We start from the raw sequence: 18,861 nt of genomic DNA, 5'->3' as shown, positions 1-18,861 counted from the left end.
ATATCACCCCACTGAACCTGTTCATGCGTCGCCCCGCCTCTGCTGAACTCTTTTTATTGGTCTGCCTGCGCACCCGGCGCGCGGGCATTGAACAGCAACAACACGTTGCCGCTGTAATCCCCGGCCCGATAGCCGCCGGCCGGTTCAACCGGGTCGATCACCAGCGCCACGCGCTTGCCCGCGGCCGCTTCTTCCTGAGAAAGGACCTGCTGCGGCGTCACCTGCGCACTCAATTCAACGCCATTGAAGGTGACCCGCAGACCGATCTCCTCACCCGGTCGGCCATTGGACAGGTAGGGAATAGCCTCCAGGCGCGCTTCAATCGCGCTGTTGTCGTGCCGCACATCAAAATTCTTTTGCAGGCTGCCCAGGGTCGAACGCGGATAATCCCATGCGAGCCGTTGCGGGCGGTGGATCCAGTCCGGTTCTGCCGGAATGATGTAAAACGCCCGACTGGGGATGGTCAGGGACACTTCAAAGGTGCGTATTTCCCGAGCCGCCCAGGCCGTGGAGTTGGCCAGCGCCACCGTGGCCATTAGCGCGGCGGCGGAATATTGCTTGATCATGTCGGTTACCCGTTGCGTCAATGAAAAGCAGGCCTAGCGGCTCACAACTTTCAGGGCTTTCCTGTCGGCGCCCTCGATCAGAAAGAAGCGGTACTCACGCCCCTTCTCCTTGTCGAAGGCGAAGCTCTTGCCCGCCAGCACATGGTGTTTGGTCGTCGCGCCGCAGTCGGTTTCCTTGGTCAGTGAACAGTTTTTGAACTCGTCGACGATCAACACCGTATTGCCGTCGTTGCGCAATTCGTAGCGACTGTCGGTTTCGTTGATGACGGTGGCGAACCGCGCATCTTTGGGCCGCACGAAAAAGACCGTACCGAATCCGGTCATCACGTTGACCCCGGCCTTGAGGGCTTTTTTGTAGTCTTCGCGCTCTTCGCCGGTGACGGTGAACTCGTCTTCCTTTTCCGGCACCACTGGCACAAAACGCACTCGGAAGTACCGCTCGCGATCACGCTCGCCCATATACAGCAAACGGGTGCCCTGCATGCCCTGGGCCGGCACGATCAACCGCGCGGGGCTTGCCATCAAGCCATTGCGCGAGGCACCGTCGGCGGCGTTCGCCACAGGAATTTCCTGTGGCTTGCCCTCGGCGTCGTAGACGATTTCCAGCACGTTGACCTTGACGAACGCCGTGGCATCGCCGCTGTTGAACACGCGTTTGAGGTAGGTGCTTTTATCAGCCTCGAGATAGTCGTACACAGTGCCGACATTGATCTGCGGACCCGCCTGCGCCGTCAGGCAAAACAGGCTGAGCACGCCCAGCAAAAAACCACGGTTCATCGTTTTCAGCTCCATGAAAAATGAAAATCGCCTGCCGGAGGTGCTCACACTTCCGAGTCCCAGATGATGGTGATGTTGCCGGTGAAGGTGTCATTCACACCGGGTCGCAAGACAAAGTCGATGGCGTCCTTGGGCATTGCAAAACGCAAAGAACCGGCCTTGCGCTCAAGGTAGATCTGCGGCTGGAACGGACCGACCCATGTGTTGTAGAGCAACATGACCCGATTGACGTCTCCGCCTCCGGGACCACTGATCCCGGGGGGCAATGTGAGGAACGTTTCGACTTCGGTGGTATTGGTCTTCGGGCTGCGCAGGATGCACCGTGAACCACCGTAGGAGTTGCACAGCATCATGACTTTGAACCGGGACGAGGCGGAGATGTAGAACAGTTGATCGCGGAAAATGCTGGATGGCTTGCGCCCGCTGTTGACCCAGCGCGTCCAGCCGCCCTCGGGCTCCAGCACCACTTTATTGCCACCCGGTGGCAGATCGACCTTGAGGGTGTGCTGCACGTCCAGCACGAAGTCCAGGGTCAGGCTGCTGTCGTCCGGTTGAAAACCGCCCCCGATATCGAAATCGCCGCCACTGCCCAGGCTGTAGGTCAGTGAACCGGTGTACAAACCCGATGACATGCCCAACGGATTGGGTGTGCGCAGTTCATAAGCAAAGTCGAGGGTATCGAAGTACATGGATGGAATGGTCGCCAACGTCTTCTTGGCGCAGTATCCCTCGACGGGAGTTTTCCAGAAAAACCGGTAGGTGGCAGGAGTGTAAGCGCCGACACCGCTGTATTGGCAGGGCGGGGACGCATATACCCAACTGCTGCTGTCCCAGAGCAGTTGATGGCCCAGCAGTACGTCGCTCACGCCGACCAGTTCGTGGGCCGGCTGGCTCAGGACATAGTTGGAGCCGACACCGGTGATACGCACTTCAACGATTTCCGTTTCCATCGTCTCGGTATTGATCACCGCCAATGAGCGCCAGTTGGCAGGCACCTTTATTCCAATCCCCCAATTCGGTGGGAGGGTCAAAGGGGCATCGAACCGGAGCGGCAATCGAATGCTGAATATCGAGTTTTCCGCGCATTGATCGGGGTAGTCGGCGCAGTACCCACTGTTGGGGGTCTTGTTGACGAACACGTTCTTGCGCGGCTGCGATGGGTCAGGCTGGAACAACGCCCGAATCTCCTGAGTGGCCGCCTCGACCACCGGCAGGGCCAGCGCCACGCACAATCCCAGCAGGCATGTGGCTTTTTTCATAGGGATCAACCCGCCTTCTGTTCGGTGGAGGTCACATCGGCCAGGGTGTCCGGTGTGCAGCGCAAATCGCCGATCATCAGCACATTGTTTTCGCGCCGATGCTGGTTTTCTTCCAGCCGGAACTGGCAGAGCAATTGGTTATCGCGACGCACTTGTAACGTCGGCGAGCCGGCGTTCATTTCCATCGAGAAGAACCCGTCCACCTCGGTCACCCCGCGACTGGCGTGGTTGATCACATGGTGACCCTTGAGCGGCCGCCCTTGCCCGTCGACCAGACGGCCGAGCACGGTCAGTGTTTTCATCACGCGGATCTTGCTGTAACCCACCCCACCCTTGTTCAAGTGATAACGGGTGCGCGCCGGCTCGATGGTGGCTGCCGGGACGTGATTGCCTTCGAAATCGAAACCCACAGAGCTGTTTTGATAGGCCGTGATCGGAATGAAGTTGCGCCCCGGTTTCAATGCCGCGCTGCCGCCGACGTAATCGTCGGCGCGCAAGATGACGTCATCGATGTCCGACTCAACATCGACGATCATCCCCGCACCGCGCATTTCGCTCTGACTGGTCATGAGCATGTGCTGGCCGCCGACCACCAGCGTGCTATCGACGTTGAGGCCACCGGTAAAATTACCGCTATAGGACGAACGCTGAATGAAACCGTCGCCGTTGACCGCGTCGGTACGAAAGTTCGCCAGGCTGGACATCCCCACGCCATAGGTGTCGGTCAATGCCGTCACCGACACGCTTTGCAGCACATGGTCTTTCAGGTCCTTGCGCCAACCGATCGAGCCATTGTTGTCGCGGCTGCCGTCACGGGCCGTGCGCGAACCGATGCTGCCGGTAATCTGCTGACCGGGGGCACCGAGCGCCAGATTGACACTCAGATCGACCCCGCGATTGCGCGCATCGCCGCTGCTGTAACTGCCCGGGCGATCAAACAGCGACAAGCGCCAACTGGCGTCGCTGCCAAACAGATCGGTGCGTTGCGTCCAGCCCATATCCAGTCCGATGCCCTCAACGTTCCCCTCACTGTGGGAGACCCTGGCGTTGAGCGAACTTTTACTGCTGACCCGATGGTTGACTGCCAGTGACGAGTTACTGGTCTGGCCGATAAACACGTTGCGTGGGCGAACCCGCGTGCCGTCCGGCAGCGTGTCGTAAGTGTTGGTGGTGTCGAGCCAACTGCGGCTGTGGCTGACCACCACACTGCCGGCCCCGTAGCTGTAAAGACTTTGCAGATCCAGGCCTGTGCCGTAATCCTCGGTCTTGTAAACGTTGGCGTACAGGCTGATGTGATTGGCCAGCGTCCAGTCGATGGACGTGCCGTATTGCAGTTTTTCGCGGATCTGGCGCGCCGACAGCCCGAGAATCACCCGAGGGTGCATCAGATAGTTGACCGCCGCGCCAGCCGTGGGGCTGCCGCTGGACTGGGTGTCCCAGTTGCTCAGCAGCTTGCTTTCCTCACCGGCAAACACGTTATAGCGCCAGCGCTCATCGAGGTTGCGCCAGTTGTTGGGCTTGTACACCAGCTCCTGAGTAGTGGAGGTGATTTGACCGTCTTCGATCAGCCGCACTTCCACTTCATAGATGCCACCGGGCAAGGGCCGGGTGTCGAGGGTTTGCAAACCGGCGGGCACCGATTGCGTGTTGATCAGCAAGCCGTCGCGATAGATCTCCACCGAACCCTGACGGTTGGCCGTGACATAAATCGGATAGACGCTGGGCATCGGGCTGTTGATCGCCAGACTGTCGGAGCTGCCGTACATCACGCCGACGGCCGTGTCGGGGCTGTTGCCGAACGTACGCGGCTGGCGGGTCAACCCTTCGGAATTGGGGGTGAAATAGCCCAGTCGAAAAAAACTGCCTTGCAATTCGCGCTGGGTGTGGAATTCGTGTAGAGCGTGGTAAAGCTTGTCGTCCGGCCCGCCGAGGCGCGCCAGTTGCAGGTTCAGCGTCTGGCTCCAGTTGCCCAGACTGCTGCTGGCCTCAAGGCCAAAGCGTCCGCCCAGATCCTGACCTTGACCGCCATTGAGGTTGAGCTGATTGCGCACCATCAAACCGTTACTGCCGTCTTTGGGCTGTTCGTGATAACGCTTGGCTTCAACGTCGCGCTCGGCATTTTCGGTGAGGATCGAGACCAACGAATTTTCCAGGTTGTAATGCACGGCCAGCACCTGATCCGGACAGGAACCGACGCAGTTGCCCAGAGGCACGCCAGGCTTGAGAAAACTCGCCCATTTTTCTCGCTCGGCAGGGCCGAAACGGTTCTCGCTGGTGTCGGTGAATTCAAGCAATGTGATGCGGTCGTCGCGGGACAACACCACCATGGCTTCGCCCAACGGCTGCCGATCGAGTTCAACCCGAACAGCCAGAGGCACATCAAAGAAATGCTCCTCGAAATCCGCCGGCAGGCCTTTGGCCTGGGCCAAAAGACTTCGCGGCGTCGTGCCGGCGGAGTTGGAAGCCACGGCTACGCTGGCACAAAACAACAGCGCAAGCGCAGCCGCGATGGGTGTCATCGGGAACATGAACTCTTACTCTGATTACGAATGATGAAGTCCGACGGGGCACGCCCAGTGGCTTGCCCCGTCGGTCAGCGCTGTGGAGAACTCAGCGCCTGTTGCCGGATCGCTCGATCAAGGCGTACCGACCGGTGGCACTGCATCAAAGGTCATTGCCACAACACCGGTGTAATCACCCGGGTTGAAAGCGGTGCCGATGGCACTGATTTTGATCGGCGCACGATAGTTCACGTCCGACTCTGCCTCACCGACAACTTCCTGAGGGGTGGTGGTCAGGGTCTTGTTATTGACTTCGACTTTAAGCGCGATCTCATTGGAGCCCGAGATCAGTTTTGGCACGCTGTCCACACTCGCGTGAACCGAACCGTTGTTGTTGCGCACATCGAAGAAACCGTTGACTTCGCTCATTTTGCCGGTAGTTGGCTGATAGCTCATGTCCTGATCCTTGTTGACCAGATCAGGATTGGTCGGCACGACATAGAAGCCGTTGGTCGGCACGTGAGCGACGATGCTGATGGAGTGAGCGGCTTCACCAGCGGCGAACGCTCCCGATGAACCGAGTGCCAGAAGAGCCAAAGGAGCAGCGATTGCGATTTTCTTGAACATCGTTCAGTACCTTGTTTTCTATAAGAGAAGGAATGATTGAAAGTTCAAGTCGAACGCCAGGGGAGTTGAGCCAGATCAACTTGAACTTTCAATGCCGGGGCATCATCGACTGTTCCCTCTGGAAAGTAAGCAAGTAACTTCCTATAAGCTCGTAGTTAAACAACCTCATGACCCGCAAGAAAAAAGAACAAAAAAACGATATTCAAAACAGTGGCTGTAAGTTACGCCCTACACACAGATAAAGTTAAAAACCCATACAGCAATATCGCCCAGATATAGCGGGACCCAGTTAGAACTTTAGAATAGTTACTCGATTAAATAGAGTCTTAACTTTAACTTCAAAGTTATTGATCGCAGGACAAGCATGAACATTCGACCTGTTGCATTCCCGGATGAGTGCCGCTCGTCAGACACACCTGTCACCTTGCGAAAAACGCCTTGCACGACCGTTAAGATATATCTTAAGTTGTATCTAAACATGACGAGAGAAGACAGAAATGAGAGACCCTCATTCCCACCACGGCGACGGCCGCGACGGTTTCGAGAAGCGCCCCGGTCGTGAGCGCGGCGGCCGTGGCCCACGGGTGTTCGCCCCCGGCGATCTGAAATTGCTGCTGCTGGCGCTGATCGCCGAACAGCCGTGCCACGGCTACGACCTGATCCGCCAGATCGAGGGCATGTTCGACGGCGCCTACAGCCCGAGCCCGGGCGTGATCTACCCGACCCTGACCTTTCTGGAAGAAAGCGACTTGATTGCGGGTGACGCCGAAGCCGGAAAAAAACGTTACAGCGTGACCGACGCCGGTCGTTTGTCTTTAAGTGAGCAAGCCGTCGCACTCGATGGCGTGCGCATGCGCATCGACGTCAGCAAGCGCTCGTTGCGCGGGCATGACCGCCCGCCGGAAATCCACGAGGCGGTGCACAACTTGCGCCACGCCCTGCAACTGCACCACGGGCGCTGGAGCCCAGAAGAAATCCTGCGCGTGCGCGACTTGCTCAACGACACCGCCAAAGCCATCGTCGACGGCCCTGCCGTTCAACTTGCCCCGGAGAAAGCCGAATGACCGCAGTCGATACGCAAACCATTCACCGCGTGATGCACGAAATTAAACGCCGCAAGTTGCAAGTACTACGGGTGGTCAACCTGACCCCGCGCATGCGCCGCATCACCCTGGGCGGGCCGGAACTGGCCGGGTTTATCAGCCTGGGCACGGACGACCACGTCAAACTGTTGTTCCCGCAGACCGCCCAACAAGCAGCGGCGCTGGAAACCCTGGAACTCGGCGCCGGCAAGGACAACGGCCCGATGCCCGAGATGCGCGACTACACCCCGCGCCGCTATGACCTCGACACACTGGAACTGGACATCGACTTCGTCCTGCACGGCGACGGCCCTGCCTCGACCTGGGCCGAACAGGCTGCACCTGGGCAGTACCTGCACATCGGCGGGCCGCGCGGTTCGATGATCGTGCCGGACATCTTCGACAGCTACCTGCTGATCGGCGACGAAACCGCCCTGCCCGCCATCGCCCGCCGCCTCGAAGGCCTGGCAGCCAATCGCAAGGCGCTGGTGGTGATCGAAGTGGAAAACGGCAGTGAGCAACAAGTGCTTGAAAGCCCCGCGCAGATCAATGTGATCTGGGTACTGCGTGAGGGCGGCAAGGACAACCTGATGACCACCGTCCAGCAGTTGCAGGTGCCCAAAGGCAATCTATATGCGTGGGTAGCCACGCAGACCAAGGTCTCAAGGCAGATCCGCCGGGTGCTGCTCGATGAGCACGGGCTGGACGAGAAGCGGGTGAAAGCCGTCGGCTACTGGCGCGCCGAGGGTTCTGAAGAAGAGTGACGTTCCCCCGTGGGAGCGGGCTTGCTCGCGAAGGTAGTGGATCAGTCAATAAAACGGTGACTGATTCACCGCGATCGCGAGCAGACTCGCACCTACAATGATCGCCAGCGGTCGATGCCGATCAACACCAATGCAATCGCCATAAACCCGACCAAAATCCCCCCGGCATTGATAAACACCTGTGGATAACCCAACACCGCGACATCAATGAACGGGTACGCATACGCGCCCAGCAAATGCCCGCGCAGCAAGGCGTAAATGAAATAGACCAGCGGGTAAATCAGCCACAACGGCAGATGCCAGAAACGCAACGTGCCCTTCGGCACGCAAAACCACCAATAGCCCAGGAACACCAGCGGCATGACGTCGTGGAGCAATTCATCAGCGATAAATTGCCAACCTTCGGGGTGCCATAAATGCCGCAGCAACAGGCTGTAGGCGAGGCCGACCACGGCGATGCTCACCGCCACTGCGCTGCTCACCCACGGTTGCAGAAACCAGCGGCATGCGGTGCAGTGGCGCGGCGTGACGGCACACGTCAGCACCGTCGCCACCAGCGTGTTGGTCAGGACCGTGAAATAACTGAAGAAACTCACCAGCCCACCCAGCAGACCGGCATCGACGCTCAAACGGGCGAAGAAAATCAGGTAGAGCTGAAGGCCCAACCCCGTCCAGCCGAGGATGGCAGCGAAAGTGATCAGACGTCGCTGCAACAAGGCGTTCATCTCAGAGCGGTCGCTTGGTGCGCGCAAGTTTGACGTACAGGCGCTCGACCTTCTCCCGCGCCCACGGCGTTTTACGCAAAAACGTCAGGCTCGACTTGATGCTCGGGTCGCTCTTGAAACAACGAATGTCGATGCGTTCGGCCAGCCCCGACCATTCGTAGTGGGCCACCAGCGCCGTGAGGATGTGTTCGAGGGTCACGCCGTGCAGCGGATCGGGGGAGTGTTCGTTCATGCCAGGCCTTTGGACGAAGTAAATGTGCAGAAGCCGCGCACCTTAGCCGAGGGGGTGTTCGGGTGGAAGGGCTTGCTTCAAATGTAGGCCAACCTGAGAAGATCGCAGCCTGTGGCTTGACTCACAATGCGCCCGTTTGACGCACTGTTACCAAATCCGAAAGGGTTCATGTCAACAAAACCCCTTTGTCTTTTTGTTACAGATCATTATCCTGCCGCCCTTCCGCTGAATCGCTTCACTGCCTGCGTCAAATCGTAGCGCTCAGCTCATCCCCCAAAAAAGATCAAGAAAGACCCATTTATGCCCGATTTTCCGTTTTTCCGAGACAGCGCTATCTCATCCCTGCGCCTGATCGGCGGTTGCACTGCCCTTGGCCTCGCCACCTGCGCCCAAGCGGCTCCCGCGTTCGACAGTGAGTCACCGTACATGCTCGGTGACTGGAACGGCACGCGCACAGAACTCTCGGAAAAAGGCTACGACTTCAAGCTCGATTACACCGGTGAAATGGGCAGCAACCTGCACGGCGGCTACGACCACGACCGTACCGCGCGCTACAGCGATCAGTTCGGCTTGGGCACGCACCTGGACCTGCAAAAGATCCTCGGCTGGGACGACGCCGAGTTTCAACTGGCCATTACCAAACGCAGCGGCAACAACATCAGCAATGACCGCATCAACGATCCGCGTGTGGGTGGTTTCACCTCGGCTCAGGAAGTCTGGGGCCGTGGCCAGACCACTCGCCTGACGCAGATGTGGTATCAGCAGAAATTCTTCGATCAGAAACTCGACATCAAAGTCGGTCGTTTCGGCGAAGGCGAAGACTTCAACAGCTTCCCGTGCGACTTCCAGAACCTGGCGTTCTGCGGCTCGCAGGTCGGCAACTGGGTCGGCGGCATCTGGTACAACTGGCCGGTCAGCCAGTGGGCGCTGCGCGTCAAATATCACCTGACGCCGCAGTTGTATGCACAGGTCGGCGCCTATGAGCAGAACCCGTCGAACCTCGATCGCGGCAACGGCTTCAAACTCAGCGGCAGCGGCACCCAAGGCGCGATCCTGCCGGTGGAACTGGTGTGGACGCCGACATTCAACGGCCTGCCGGGCGAATACCGCGCGGGTTACTACTACAGCAACGCCAAGGCCACCGACGTCTATAAAGACAACCAAGGCCAACCGGCCGCCCTCAGCGGCGAAGCATATCGCAGTGCCTCCAGCAAACATGGCGTGTGGCTGGGTGTTCAACAGCAAATCACCAGCATGGCCAGCGATAACAGCCGCGGCTTGAGCGTGTTCGCCAACGGCACGATGCACGACAAGAAAACCAACGCCATCGACAACTACGTCCAGGCCGGCATGGTCTACAAAGGCCTGCTCGCCAGCCGCGCCAAAGACGACATCGGTTTCGCCCTGGCCCGCGTTCACGTCAACCCGGCCTATCGAAAAAACGCCGAGAAGAGCAATCAGGCCCGCGCTGTTTATGACTATGACGATCCGTCGTTCCTGCCGCCGCAAGACACCGAATACAGCGCCGAACTGTATTACGGCGTGCATGTGACGAACTGGCTGACCGTGCGCCCGAACCTGCAGTACATCCGCCACCCGGGCGGCGTCGACAAGGTCGATGACGCACTGATCGCGGGGCTGAAGATCCAGTCCTCGTTCTAAACAACACCGCTCTACCCCTGTGGGAGGGAGCTTGCTCCCGAATGCGTCGTATCAGCCAACACACCAGCCATCTGACACACCGCTTTCGGGAGCAAGCCCCCTCCCACACAAGAATTCAGTTAGCTAGACAAGTTTTTATCTGAACCATGCCCACGCCAAATCGTCATCTAAAGTGACTACAGCGCGGGACTACATAAACGTCACGGAGATTCACACTATGAGCACCGAAAGTGCTTCGAGTCGAGGCCGTCTGCTACCGAGCCTGCTCGGCATTCTGCTTCTACTGATGGGCCTGGCCATGCTGGCCGGGGGAGTCAAACTGAGCATGCTGGGCGGCTCGCTTTACTACCTGCTGGCCGGTATCGGCATCGCCCTGACCGGCATTCTGATGCTGCTGCGCCGTCGCGCGGCGCTGGGCCTGTACGCCATCGTGCTGTTCGCCAGCACTGTTTGGGCCTTGTGGGAAGTCGGTCTGGACTGGTGGCAACTGGTACCGCGTCTGGCGCTGTGGTTTGTCCTCGGCTTCGTGATGTTGTTGCCCTGGTTCCGTCGTCCACTGCTGCTCGCAGGCCCTGCGCCAATGGGCACCGGCGGTTTGACCGTGGCGGTGGTGTTGGCCGGCGTCACTGCTCTGGCCAGCCTGTTCACCCACCCAGGCGAAACCTTCGGCGAACTGGGCCGCGACACCGCAGGCACCACCAGCACCGCGCCGCCAATGCCGGACGGCGACTGGCAGGCCTATGGCCGCACCGAGTTTGGTGACCGTTACTCGCCACTCAAGCAAATCACCCCGGCCAACGTCGGCAAGCTGCAAGAAGCGTGGCGCATCCAGACCGGCGACCTGCCGACCGCTGATGACCCGGTTGAGCTGACCAACGAAAACACTCCGCTCAAAGCCAACGGCATGATCTATGCCTGCACCGCGCACAGCAAAGTGCTGGCACTGGACCCGGACACCGGCAAGGAACTGTGGCGCTTCGACCCGCAGATCAAGAGCCCTGTCGGCTTCAAAGGCTTCGCTCACATGACCTGCCGTGGCGTGTCGTACTACGACGAAGCGGCGTACGCCAAAACTGAAAACGCAGCCTCGGCGGTGATTTCCGAAGCCGGCAAAGCCGTTGCCCAGGCCTGCCCGCGTCGTCTGTACCTGCCAACCGCTGATGCGCGCCTGATCGCCCTGAACGCCGACACCGGCAAAATCTGCGAAGGCTTCGGTAAAAACGGTGTGGTTGACCTGACCCAAGGCATCGGCCCGTTCACCGCCGGTGGTTACTACTCCACCTCGCCTGCCGCGATTACCCGTGATCTGGTGATCATGGGCGGTCACGTCACCGACAACGAGTCGACCAACGAGCCATCGGGCGTGATCCGCGCCTTCGACGTGCGCGACGGGCACCTGGTGTGGAACTGGGACAGCGACAAGCCAGACGCCACCGAACCTTTGGCACCAGGCGAAACCTACAGCCGCAACTCGGCCAACATGTGGTCGCTGGCCAGTGTCGACGAAAAACTCGGCATGGTTTACCTGCCACTGGGCAACCAGACTCCAGACCAATGGGGCGCTGACCGCACCCCGGGCGCCGAGAAATTCAGCGCCGGTGTAGTTGCTCTGGACCTGGCCACCGGTAAAGTGCGCTGGAACTACCAGTTCACCCACCATGACCTGTGGGACATGGACGTTGGCAGCCAGCCAACCCTGCTCGACATGAAAACCGCCGACGGCGTGAAACCGGCGCTGATCGCTCCGACCAAACAGGGCAGCCTGTACGTCCTCGACCGTCGTGACGGCACGCCGATCATTCCGATCCAGGAAATCCCGGTACCGCAAGGCGCCGTGAAAGGCGACCACACCGCACCGACCCAGGCGCGTTCGGACCTCAACCTGCTGGCCCCGGAACTGACCGAAAAAGCCATGTGGGGCGCCAGCCCGTTCGACCAGATGCTGTGCCGCATCCAGTTCAAGGAACTGCGTTATGAAGGCCAGTACACCCCGCCGTCCGAACAGGGCAGCCTGATCTACCCGGGTAACGTCGGTGTGTTCAACTGGGGCGGCGTGTCGGTCGATCCGGTTCGCCAGATGCTCTTCACCAGCCCGAACTACATGGCCTTCGTTTCGAAAATGGTGCCACGCGCGCAAGTCGCCGCTGACAGCAAACGCGAGAGCGAAACCGCTGGCGTGCAACCGAACACCGGCGCGCCTTACGCGGTGATCATGCACCCGTTCATGTCGCCACTCGGCGTACCGTGCCAGGCCCCGGCCTGGGGCTACGTCGCCGGTATCGACCTGACCACCGGCAAAGTCGTGTGGAAGCGCAAAAACGGCACCAGCCGCGACAGCTCGCCAATCCCGATCGGCTTCACCCTGGGCGTGCCTAGCATGGGCGGCTCGATGGTCACGGCGGGCGGCGTCGGCTTCCTCAGCGGCACCCTCGACCAGTACCTGCGCGCCTACGACGTCAACTCCGGTAAAGAGTTGTGGAAAGCGCGTCTGCCAGCGGGCGGCCAAGCGACACCAATGACCTACACCGGCAAGGACGGCAAGCAATACGTGCTGCTCGTTGTCGGCGGTCACGGTTCGCTGGGCACCAAAATGGGTGACTACGTGATTGCGTACAAACTGCCGGAATAAGATTTAGCGGCGGTAAAGAAAAGGCGATGTCCCGAAAGGGGCATCGCCTTTTTTGTTGCACCACAAAACAGGGTGGGAGCAAGCCCCACAGTTTGATCAGCGTTGGATGTAGGAATAGTGCCTGCCCTACAGATGCTGGGGATTGCGTGGAGATTTCCGACAAGTCGCGTCGGTTGTGCATCAACAATGGGGTGGATAGGCTCGGGGGGGCGCTGCAAATTCAGCGATGGGGCATCGCGGCCCGACAACTGATGCATAATCGCCAACCTCACGGCACCTCGGTGCCTGTTGTTTGCGTCATGGCGGCTGTGCGCGGGATTCCTTCTTGGAGGTATGCCGATTTCTCAGTTATCGGTCCGCGAGCCCGCGTACAGCTGCCACCTCCGATTGCGGCGCGGCAATCGACGGCACCAGCAAATCGTCATGCTGGCGGAACTGGCGGTAAACCGCGTACTGGATGACCACAAAGTCCCCGCCCAAACCTGACAACCCACCCGATGCAGGAACTGCGGAAGGCCGCTCCTGCATCGGGTGAGCGTTAGCCCGGCTGAATCAAAAGGCTTTCCCTCCACTTTTCATCCGCTCCAATCGATCAATGATCAATTGCTCGGCCTGTTTGCGGGTCTCTAGCAACAAACTCTCGTCTGTTGCGCTATAGATCACCTGATAACGCAGACCTGGAGTGTCGGATGAATATTCGCGAATGGTGAAACCTTGGTAATTCGTATCTGTATAACTCATGGCTGAATCCTTGAAGTCGGTAGATTGGCGGACAACTCCCTGGCGCCCAAGGGGGCCTGCTCAATCTCCGGGTGACTGGCCAATTTGTCTACTGTCAGAAATTACAGGCGCTCAAGACAGGTTCGAAATAAACCGCAATGAATTTTGATCTATGAGTGAACCGTCAAATCGAAGATGGCGAACGACTTCAAAACGACCTGGAAAAGGTTCGCGGCCGGTTTCCTACAGGGTTGGCATCGAGCGAGATATTTCCGACAGGTCGTGTCGGTTGTGCGTCGGAAGTGGGGTGGATAGGCTCGGAGGGTCGCTGCAAATTCAGCGAACGGGCGTCGCGGCCCGACCTCTTAAGGCATAATCGCCCGCTGACTGCAGCTCATAAGTGACTGTCAGTTTGTTTTATGGCGGCTGTGCGCGGGATACCTTCGGGTATGCCGAATTGCCTTGGGAGTCGGTCCGCGAACCCGCGTATAGCTGCCACCCTCAAATTGCGTCGCGGCAACTAGAGGGATGGCTCCACTATTCCCAAGGAGTCAAACATGAAAAAACCAACACCCAATCCCCCCGAAACCAACGACACCTCGCCCTACCAATCCCCCGATTCGAAGAAATTCCACGAAGCCGCCGAACGCGCCCTCGACCACTACCTCAAACCCAACGCACTCACCCTGCGCTTCCACAAGCCCAGCACCATGTTCCAGGTCGCGCCCGATCAGGACAGCGAAAGCCTGCTGGTGCATGCCTGCGAATCACTGGCACAAGCCAGCCTCATGACCAGCGACATCGCCGCCTACATCGACCTCCCGCAACGGCGCACGATTATGGCGATTCAGCAGATCATCATGCTGGCCGAACTGGCCGTGAACCGCGTACTGGATAACCACGAAATCCCCCAACCTCCCGCACAAAACTGATCTCCCGTGGGAGCGAGCCTGCTCGCGAAGGCGTCAGCGCATTCAATATTTATGGTGCCTGACCCACCGCTTTCGCGAGCAGGCTCGCTCCCACAGTAGGATTTAGTGCATCCAGCAAGAGAATGGTCGGCTGCCCCGCCGCCATCGCTGGCAAGCCAGACTCCCACAGGGAATGAGTACTACCGATAGAGAATGGTCGGCTGCCAGGCCGCCATCGCTGGCAAGCCAGACTCCCACAAGGATTGAGTACTACCGATAGCGAATGGTCGGCTGCCCCGCCGCTATCGCTGGCAAGCCAGACTCCCACAGGGATTGAGTACTACCGATAGAGAATGGTCGGCTGCCAGGCCGCCATCGCTGGCAAGCCAGACTCCCACAGGGATTGAGTACTACCGATAGAGAATGGTCGGCTGTCAGGCCACCATCGCTGGCAAGCCAGACTCCCACAGGGATTGAGTACTACCGATAGAGAATGGTCGGCTGTCAGCCCGCCAGCTTCAGCAGACTGGCCCCCACAGCGACCGAGTCAACCACTAGGCCGAGTGTCAGCTCGCCTGCTTTTGATCTTGATCCTCGGGCGACGTCGGAAGGCTGAGCGGAGGGATTGATCCGGGGGTGGGAGCGCAGCGACCGTTTGGCGCAGCCAAACACATCGAGAGGAGGTGCAGCGAAGCAAACCGTAGGCGATGCCCCCGGATCAATCCCGCAGCGAAGGAACCCCGAGCCCCAGCGAGCGGGCCGCACGTAGGAGCAAGCGTTTTTTGCTTACTTTTTTAGGCGCTTGTAAAAAAGTGAGTCGCCGTAAGGGCGAAACCCTAAGCCGCCGTTACCGAAGAAACGGATATACACACCAAACAACCACAACATGGTCGGCCCAAAGGCCGCCAAGTCTAAAGTAACCCTGTCAAAACCCTGAACACACAAGCAGAAACACCACCCCCCATTGAAACCACCCAAGCCCTGCCCCATCTAAGACCCATACCCCATTGCGCAGGTGCCCCATGAGCGACCAGCAAGAATTCCCGGACATCCCAGAAGACTTCACCGAAACCGACCACATCGAGCACCACGCCGCCGGCAAAGGCCTGGCCCTGCCCGGCCAGAACCTGCCGGACAAGGTCTACATCATCCCGATCCACAACCGCCCATTCTTCCCGGCCCAAGTGCTGCCGGTCATCGTCAACGAAGAGCCCTGGGCCGAAACCCTCGAACTGGTCAGCAAATCCGAACACCACTCTCTGGCCCTGTTCTTCATGGACTCCCCCCAGGAAGACCCGCGCCACTTCAACACCGAAGCCCTCCCCGAGTACGGCACGCTGGTCAAGGTGCACCACGCCAGCCGCGAAAACGGCAAACTCCAGTTCGTCGCCCAAGGCCTGAGCCGTGTGCGCATCAAAACCTGGCTCAAACACCACCGCCCGCCGTACCTGGTCGAAGTCGAATACCCGCACCAGCCCACCGAGCCGACCGACGAGGTCAAGGCCTACGGCATGGCGCTGATCAACGCGATCAAGGAGCTGCTGCCGCTCAACCCGCTGTACAGCGAAGAGTTGAAAAACTACCTCAACCGCTTCAGCCCCAACGATCCATCGCCACTGACCGACTTCGCCGCCGCCCTGACCTCCGCCACCGGCCCCGAACTGCAAGAAGTGCTCGACTGCGTGCCGATGCTCAAGCGCATGGAAAAAGTCCTGCCGATGCTGCGCAAGGAAGTCGAAGTCGCGCGCCTGCAAAAAGAGATCTCGGCGGAAGTTAACCGCAAGATCGGCGAGCATCAGCGCGAGTTCTTCCTCAAGGAACAACTCAAGGTCATCCAGCAGGAACTCGGCCTGACCAAGGACGACCGTAGCGCCGACCTGGAACAGTTCGAGCAGCGCCTGAAAGGCAAAGTCCTCTCGGCACAAGCGCAGAAGCGCATCGAAGAGGAAATGAACAAACTGTCGATCCTCGAAACCGGCTCGCCCGAGTATGCGGTCACTCGCAATTACCTCGACTGGGCGACATCGGTGCCATGGGGCGTGTACGGCGAGGACAAACTCGACCTCAAGCACGCGCGCAAAGTGCTCGACAAACACCATGCCGGCCTCGACGACATCAAGGATCGCATCCTCGAGTTCCTCGCTGTCGGTGCTTATAAAGGCGAGATCAGCGGCTCCATCGTGCTGCTGGTCGGCCCACCGGGCGTGGGTAAAACCAGCGTCGGCAAATCCATCGCCGAATCCCTCGGCCGACCGTTCTACCGCTTCAGCCTCGGCGGCATGCGCGACGAAGCTGAGATCAAGGGCCACCGCCGCACCTACATTGGCGCGCAGCCGGGCAAACTGGTGCAGGCGCTCAAAGACGTCGAAGTGATGAATCCGGTGATCATGCTCGACGAGATCGACAAGATGGGCCAGAGCTACCAGGGCGACCCGGCCTCGGCGCTGCTGGAAACCCTTGACCCTGAGCAGAACGTCGAATTCCTCGACCACTACCTCGACCTGCGCATGGACCTGTCGAAAGTCCTGTTCGTCTGCACTGCCAACACCCTCGATTCGATTCCCGGCCCGCTGCTCGACCGGATGGAAGTGATTCGCCTGTCGGGCTACATCACCGAAGAAAAAGTCGCCATCGCCAAGCGTCACCTGTGGCCGAAACTGCTGGAGAAGGCTGGCGTGTCCAAGGGCAGCCTGAGCATCAGCGACAGCGCGCTCAAGGCCTTGATCGACGGTTACGCTCGTGAAGCCGGGGTGCGTCAGTTGGAAAAACAACTGGGCAAACTGGTGCGCAAAGCGGTGATGAAACTGATCGACGACCCCAAAGCGGTAATCAAGCTCGGGCCCAAAGACCTGGAAGCCTCACTCGGCCATCCGGTGTTCCGCAATGAGCAGGTGCTGTCCGGCACCGGTGTCATCACCGGCCTGGCATGGACCAGCATGGGCGGCGCCACATTGCCGATCGAAGCCACGCGCATTCACACGCTCAATCGCGGCTTCAAACTCACCGGGCAACTGGGTGATGTGATGAAGGAGTCGGCGGAAATCGCCTACAGCTACGTCAGTTCGCACCTGAAGTCGTTTGGCGGCGATCCGAAATTCTTCGACGAAGCCTTCGTTCACCTGCACGTACCGGAAGGCGCAACACCGAAGGACGGCCCGAGCGCCGGCGTGACCATGGCCAGCGCCCTGCTCTCGCTCGCACGCAATCAAGCGCCGAAAAAAGGCGTGGCGATGACCGGTGAACTGACCCTGACCGGGCATGTACTGCCGATTGGCGGGGTGCGCGAGAAGGTGATTGCGGCGCGTCGGCAGAAGATATTCGAACTGATTTTGCCGGAGCCGAACCGTGGCAACTTCGAGGAACTTCCGGACTACTTGAAGGAAGGCATCACCGTGCACTTCGCCAAGCGGTTTGCGGATGTGGCGAAGGTATTGTTCTAACATCCACCTTCCTCTGCTCCAGGGCTTAATCGGAATTAGCCCGCGTTCCCAGTATCAACAACTTTACTGTCGGAACGCGGGCTTATTATTCTCGCCCTTATAACCAGGTAGAAGCAGCCGAAAAAAACCAAGCCAAAATAGTATAAAAAACTGTCAAATGTAACAGGTCCCAGATTTCACCCGCTCGCCCACACTGCTTGCTCCGTCAACAGGCAGAGGCAATATTCATGGCAAATCGTACTGAAAAAAAAGCGGTTTTCATTGATGGCGAGTTCACTATTACCACCAAGGACGTGACCGAAGGAGCATCGGACAACCTCACAAGCTTCACCACTCAGGCGCTCGACTACCACTCCGATTTATTCCGGCCAGGGTTCCACCTGATTTGTTTTAAAGATAAAGGCCTCAGTTCCGAGAGGAGGGTGGTATTCACTTTTGGGAAAACCAATGGTGATTTGACGATCTCTGATTATTCCGAAACAGTAGACGCTGGCACTTTCCAACAGGAATTACGTCCTCATCAATTCGAAATCATCGATAGCAAACTGACTGTAGAAAAAACGCAAATCTCACCAAACAAACACAAGTTCGTGGTCACGGCTTTCAAATTCACTGCAAAAGCTGACTTGGGCGATGAAGCTCGCGTGGTGAGTGGAAAGGGCTCGTTTCTGGTCAATGAAATGACTCTCCCCATTTAATTCGATCTTTCGGGTGTTCGAACCGCGGCAACATGCCGGCCCCTCTGAAGGAAGGCATTACCTTGGACTTAGCCAGTGGTTTGCGGGTATGGCGGACATCTTGTTCTAACAGAAGCCAACATTAGCATTGTCGACGCACGCGTTTGGCAATGCTAATGGTTATGCCAGAATCAGAGGAAACCTATCTTAAATTAGAATAAAAACCTGTCAGCTTTTACAGTATCCAGCGCGATGAATTAAGGCAAAACTTCCTGTTCCATCAAACGGT

At 58.7% G+C, this 18,861-nt stretch carries 15 protein-coding genes; 7 read left to right on the top strand and 8 right to left on the bottom strand.

The annotated features are described in order from the left end of the window. Nucleotides 1-53: 53 nt before the first annotated feature. The 5 genes from ACIOU6_RS04435 to ACIOU6_RS04415 form a co-directional block, all read right to left on the bottom strand. On the bottom strand, nt 54-566 hold the full coding sequence (locus ACIOU6_RS04435) for a CS1 type fimbrial major subunit (protein ID WP_221732141.1): 513 nt from the start codon (nt 564-566) through the stop codon (nt 54-56). 33 nt (nt 567-599) lie between these two features. Continuing rightward, entirely contained in the window at nt 600-1,343 is a 744-nt protein-coding gene (locus tag ACIOU6_RS04430; RefSeq protein ID WP_221732142.1) for a molecular chaperone, read from the bottom strand. A 44-nt stretch (nt 1,344-1,387) separates the two neighbouring features. Continuing rightward, entirely contained in the window at nt 1,388-2,602 is a 1,215-nt protein-coding gene (locus tag ACIOU6_RS04425) for a hypothetical protein (RefSeq protein WP_401134169.1), read from the bottom strand. A 5-nt stretch (nt 2,603-2,607) separates the two neighbouring features. Continuing rightward, nucleotides 2,608-5,130 (bottom strand): TcfC E-set like domain-containing protein, encoded by a 2,523-nt coding sequence (locus ACIOU6_RS04420; protein WP_401134167.1) that lies wholly within the window; start codon nt 5,128-5,130, stop codon nt 2,608-2,610. Nucleotides 5,131-5,238: 108 nt separating this feature from the next. After that, the gene (locus ACIOU6_RS04415; RefSeq protein WP_401134164.1) at nt 5,239-5,730 is read right to left on the bottom strand and encodes a CS1 type fimbrial major subunit; all 492 of its coding nucleotides are present in this window, start codon (nt 5,728-5,730) and stop codon (nt 5,239-5,241) included. 497 nt (nt 5,731-6,227) lie between these two features. On the opposite strand from ACIOU6_RS04415, the gene ACIOU6_RS04410 reads away from it, so the two are divergent. Both ACIOU6_RS04410 and ACIOU6_RS04405 read left to right on the top strand, forming a co-directional pair. Then, on the top strand, nt 6,228-6,794 hold the full coding sequence (locus ACIOU6_RS04410; protein WP_221732146.1) for a PadR family transcriptional regulator: 567 nt from the start codon (nt 6,228-6,230) through the stop codon (nt 6,792-6,794). After that, entirely contained in the window at nt 6,791-7,576 is a 786-nt protein-coding gene (locus tag ACIOU6_RS04405) for a siderophore-interacting protein (protein ID WP_401134161.1), read from the top strand. Before ACIOU6_RS04410 ends, ACIOU6_RS04405 begins: the two co-directional genes overlap by 4 nt. Before the next feature lie 92 nt (nt 7,577-7,668). On the opposite strand, the gene ACIOU6_RS04400 is transcribed toward ACIOU6_RS04405, so the two are convergent. Beyond that, nucleotides 7,669-8,301: a Pr6Pr family membrane protein gene (locus ACIOU6_RS04400; protein ID WP_401134158.1), complete on the bottom strand. Its 633-nt coding sequence runs from the start codon at nt 8,299-8,301 to the stop codon at nt 7,669-7,671. Between the two features lies 1 nt (nt 8,302). Continuing rightward, the gene (locus ACIOU6_RS04395; RefSeq protein ID WP_221732149.1) at nt 8,303-8,533 is read right to left on the bottom strand and encodes a VF530 family DNA-binding protein; all 231 of its coding nucleotides are present in this window, start codon (nt 8,531-8,533) and stop codon (nt 8,303-8,305) included. Between the two features lie 300 nt (nt 8,534-8,833). Here ACIOU6_RS04395 and ACIOU6_RS04390 point away from each other — a divergent pair, with 300 nt between their 5' ends. Together ACIOU6_RS04390 and ACIOU6_RS04385 are read left to right on the top strand one after the other, a co-directional pair. Next, nucleotides 8,834-10,195, top strand: a complete 1,362-nt coding sequence (locus tag ACIOU6_RS04390) for a carbohydrate porin (protein WP_401134155.1) — start codon at nt 8,834-8,836, stop codon at nt 10,193-10,195. A 217-nt stretch (nt 10,196-10,412) separates the two neighbouring features. Beyond that, nucleotides 10,413-12,824, top strand: coding sequence for a glucose/quinate/shikimate family membrane-bound PQQ-dependent dehydrogenase (locus ACIOU6_RS04385; RefSeq protein ID WP_401134152.1), 2,412 nt, complete (start codon nt 10,413-10,415; stop codon nt 12,822-12,824). A gap of 552 nt (nt 12,825-13,376) precedes the next feature. Here ACIOU6_RS04385 and ACIOU6_RS04380 read toward each other — a convergent pair. Then, nucleotides 13,377-13,565, bottom strand: a complete 189-nt coding sequence (locus tag ACIOU6_RS04380) for a hypothetical protein (protein ID WP_221732152.1) — start codon at nt 13,563-13,565, stop codon at nt 13,377-13,379. 536 nt (nt 13,566-14,101) lie between these two features. On the opposite strand from ACIOU6_RS04380, the gene ACIOU6_RS04375 reads away from it, so the two are divergent. From ACIOU6_RS04375 to ACIOU6_RS04365, 3 genes are all read left to right on the top strand, one after another. Further along, nucleotides 14,102-14,476: a DUF6124 family protein gene (locus ACIOU6_RS04375; protein ID WP_401134149.1), complete on the top strand. Its 375-nt coding sequence runs from the start codon at nt 14,102-14,104 to the stop codon at nt 14,474-14,476. Between the two features lie 1,001 nt (nt 14,477-15,477). Next, nucleotides 15,478-17,895 (top strand): endopeptidase La, encoded by a 2,418-nt coding sequence (lon, locus tag ACIOU6_RS04370; RefSeq protein WP_260456077.1) that lies wholly within the window; start codon nt 15,478-15,480, stop codon nt 17,893-17,895. A gap of 227 nt (nt 17,896-18,122) precedes the next feature. Further along, entirely contained in the window at nt 18,123-18,593 is a 471-nt protein-coding gene (locus ACIOU6_RS04365) for a hypothetical protein (protein ID WP_401134145.1), read from the top strand. Nucleotides 18,594-18,861: the final 268 nt, after the last annotated feature.

It is taken from the genome of Pseudomonas sp. NPDC087615, from assembly GCF_044743445.1.
Taxonomy (GTDB): domain Bacteria; phylum Pseudomonadota; class Gammaproteobacteria; order Pseudomonadales; family Pseudomonadaceae; genus Aquipseudomonas; species Aquipseudomonas baetica_A.
This window is presented reverse-complemented; position numbering and strand designations above follow the sequence as displayed.

What these genes read in the sequence shown, in the direction of transcription:
- ACIOU6_RS04435 (WP_221732141.1), bottom strand. Translation starts at nt 566, where the DNA reads ATGATCAAGCAATATTCCGCCGCCGCGCTAATGGCCACGGTGGCGCTG.
- ACIOU6_RS04430 (WP_221732142.1), bottom strand. Translation starts at nt 1,343, where the DNA reads ATGAACCGTGGTTTTTTGCTGGGCGTGCTCAGCCTGTTTTGCCTGACG.
- ACIOU6_RS04425 (WP_401134169.1), bottom strand. Translation starts at nt 2,602, where the DNA reads ATGAAAAAAGCCACATGCCTGCTGGGATTGTGCGTGGCGCTGGCCCTG.
- ACIOU6_RS04420 (WP_401134167.1), bottom strand. Translation starts at nt 5,130, where the DNA reads ATGTTCCCGATGACACCCATCGCGGCTGCGCTTGCGCTGTTGTTTTGT.
- ACIOU6_RS04415 (WP_401134164.1), bottom strand. Translation starts at nt 5,730, where the DNA reads ATGTTCAAGAAAATCGCAATCGCTGCTCCTTTGGCTCTTCTGGCACTC.
- ACIOU6_RS04410 (WP_221732146.1), top strand. Translation starts at nt 6,228, where the DNA reads ATGAGAGACCCTCATTCCCACCACGGCGACGGCCGCGACGGTTTCGAG.
- ACIOU6_RS04405 (WP_401134161.1), top strand. Translation starts at nt 6,791, where the DNA reads ATGACCGCAGTCGATACGCAAACCATTCACCGCGTGATGCACGAAATT.
- ACIOU6_RS04400 (WP_401134158.1), bottom strand. Translation starts at nt 8,301, where the DNA reads ATGAACGCCTTGTTGCAGCGACGTCTGATCACTTTCGCTGCCATCCTC.
- ACIOU6_RS04395 (WP_221732149.1), bottom strand. Translation starts at nt 8,533, where the DNA reads ATGAACGAACACTCCCCCGATCCGCTGCACGGCGTGACCCTCGAACAC.
- ACIOU6_RS04390 (WP_401134155.1), top strand. Translation starts at nt 8,834, where the DNA reads ATGCCCGATTTTCCGTTTTTCCGAGACAGCGCTATCTCATCCCTGCGC.
- ACIOU6_RS04385 (WP_401134152.1), top strand. Translation starts at nt 10,413, where the DNA reads ATGAGCACCGAAAGTGCTTCGAGTCGAGGCCGTCTGCTACCGAGCCTG.
- ACIOU6_RS04380 (WP_221732152.1), bottom strand. Translation starts at nt 13,565, where the DNA reads ATGAGTTATACAGATACGAATTACCAAGGTTTCACCATTCGCGAATAT.
- ACIOU6_RS04375 (WP_401134149.1), top strand. Translation starts at nt 14,102, where the DNA reads ATGAAAAAACCAACACCCAATCCCCCCGAAACCAACGACACCTCGCCC.
- lon (WP_260456077.1), top strand. Translation starts at nt 15,478, where the DNA reads ATGAGCGACCAGCAAGAATTCCCGGACATCCCAGAAGACTTCACCGAA.
- ACIOU6_RS04365 (WP_401134145.1), top strand. Translation starts at nt 18,123, where the DNA reads ATGGCAAATCGTACTGAAAAAAAAGCGGTTTTCATTGATGGCGAGTTC.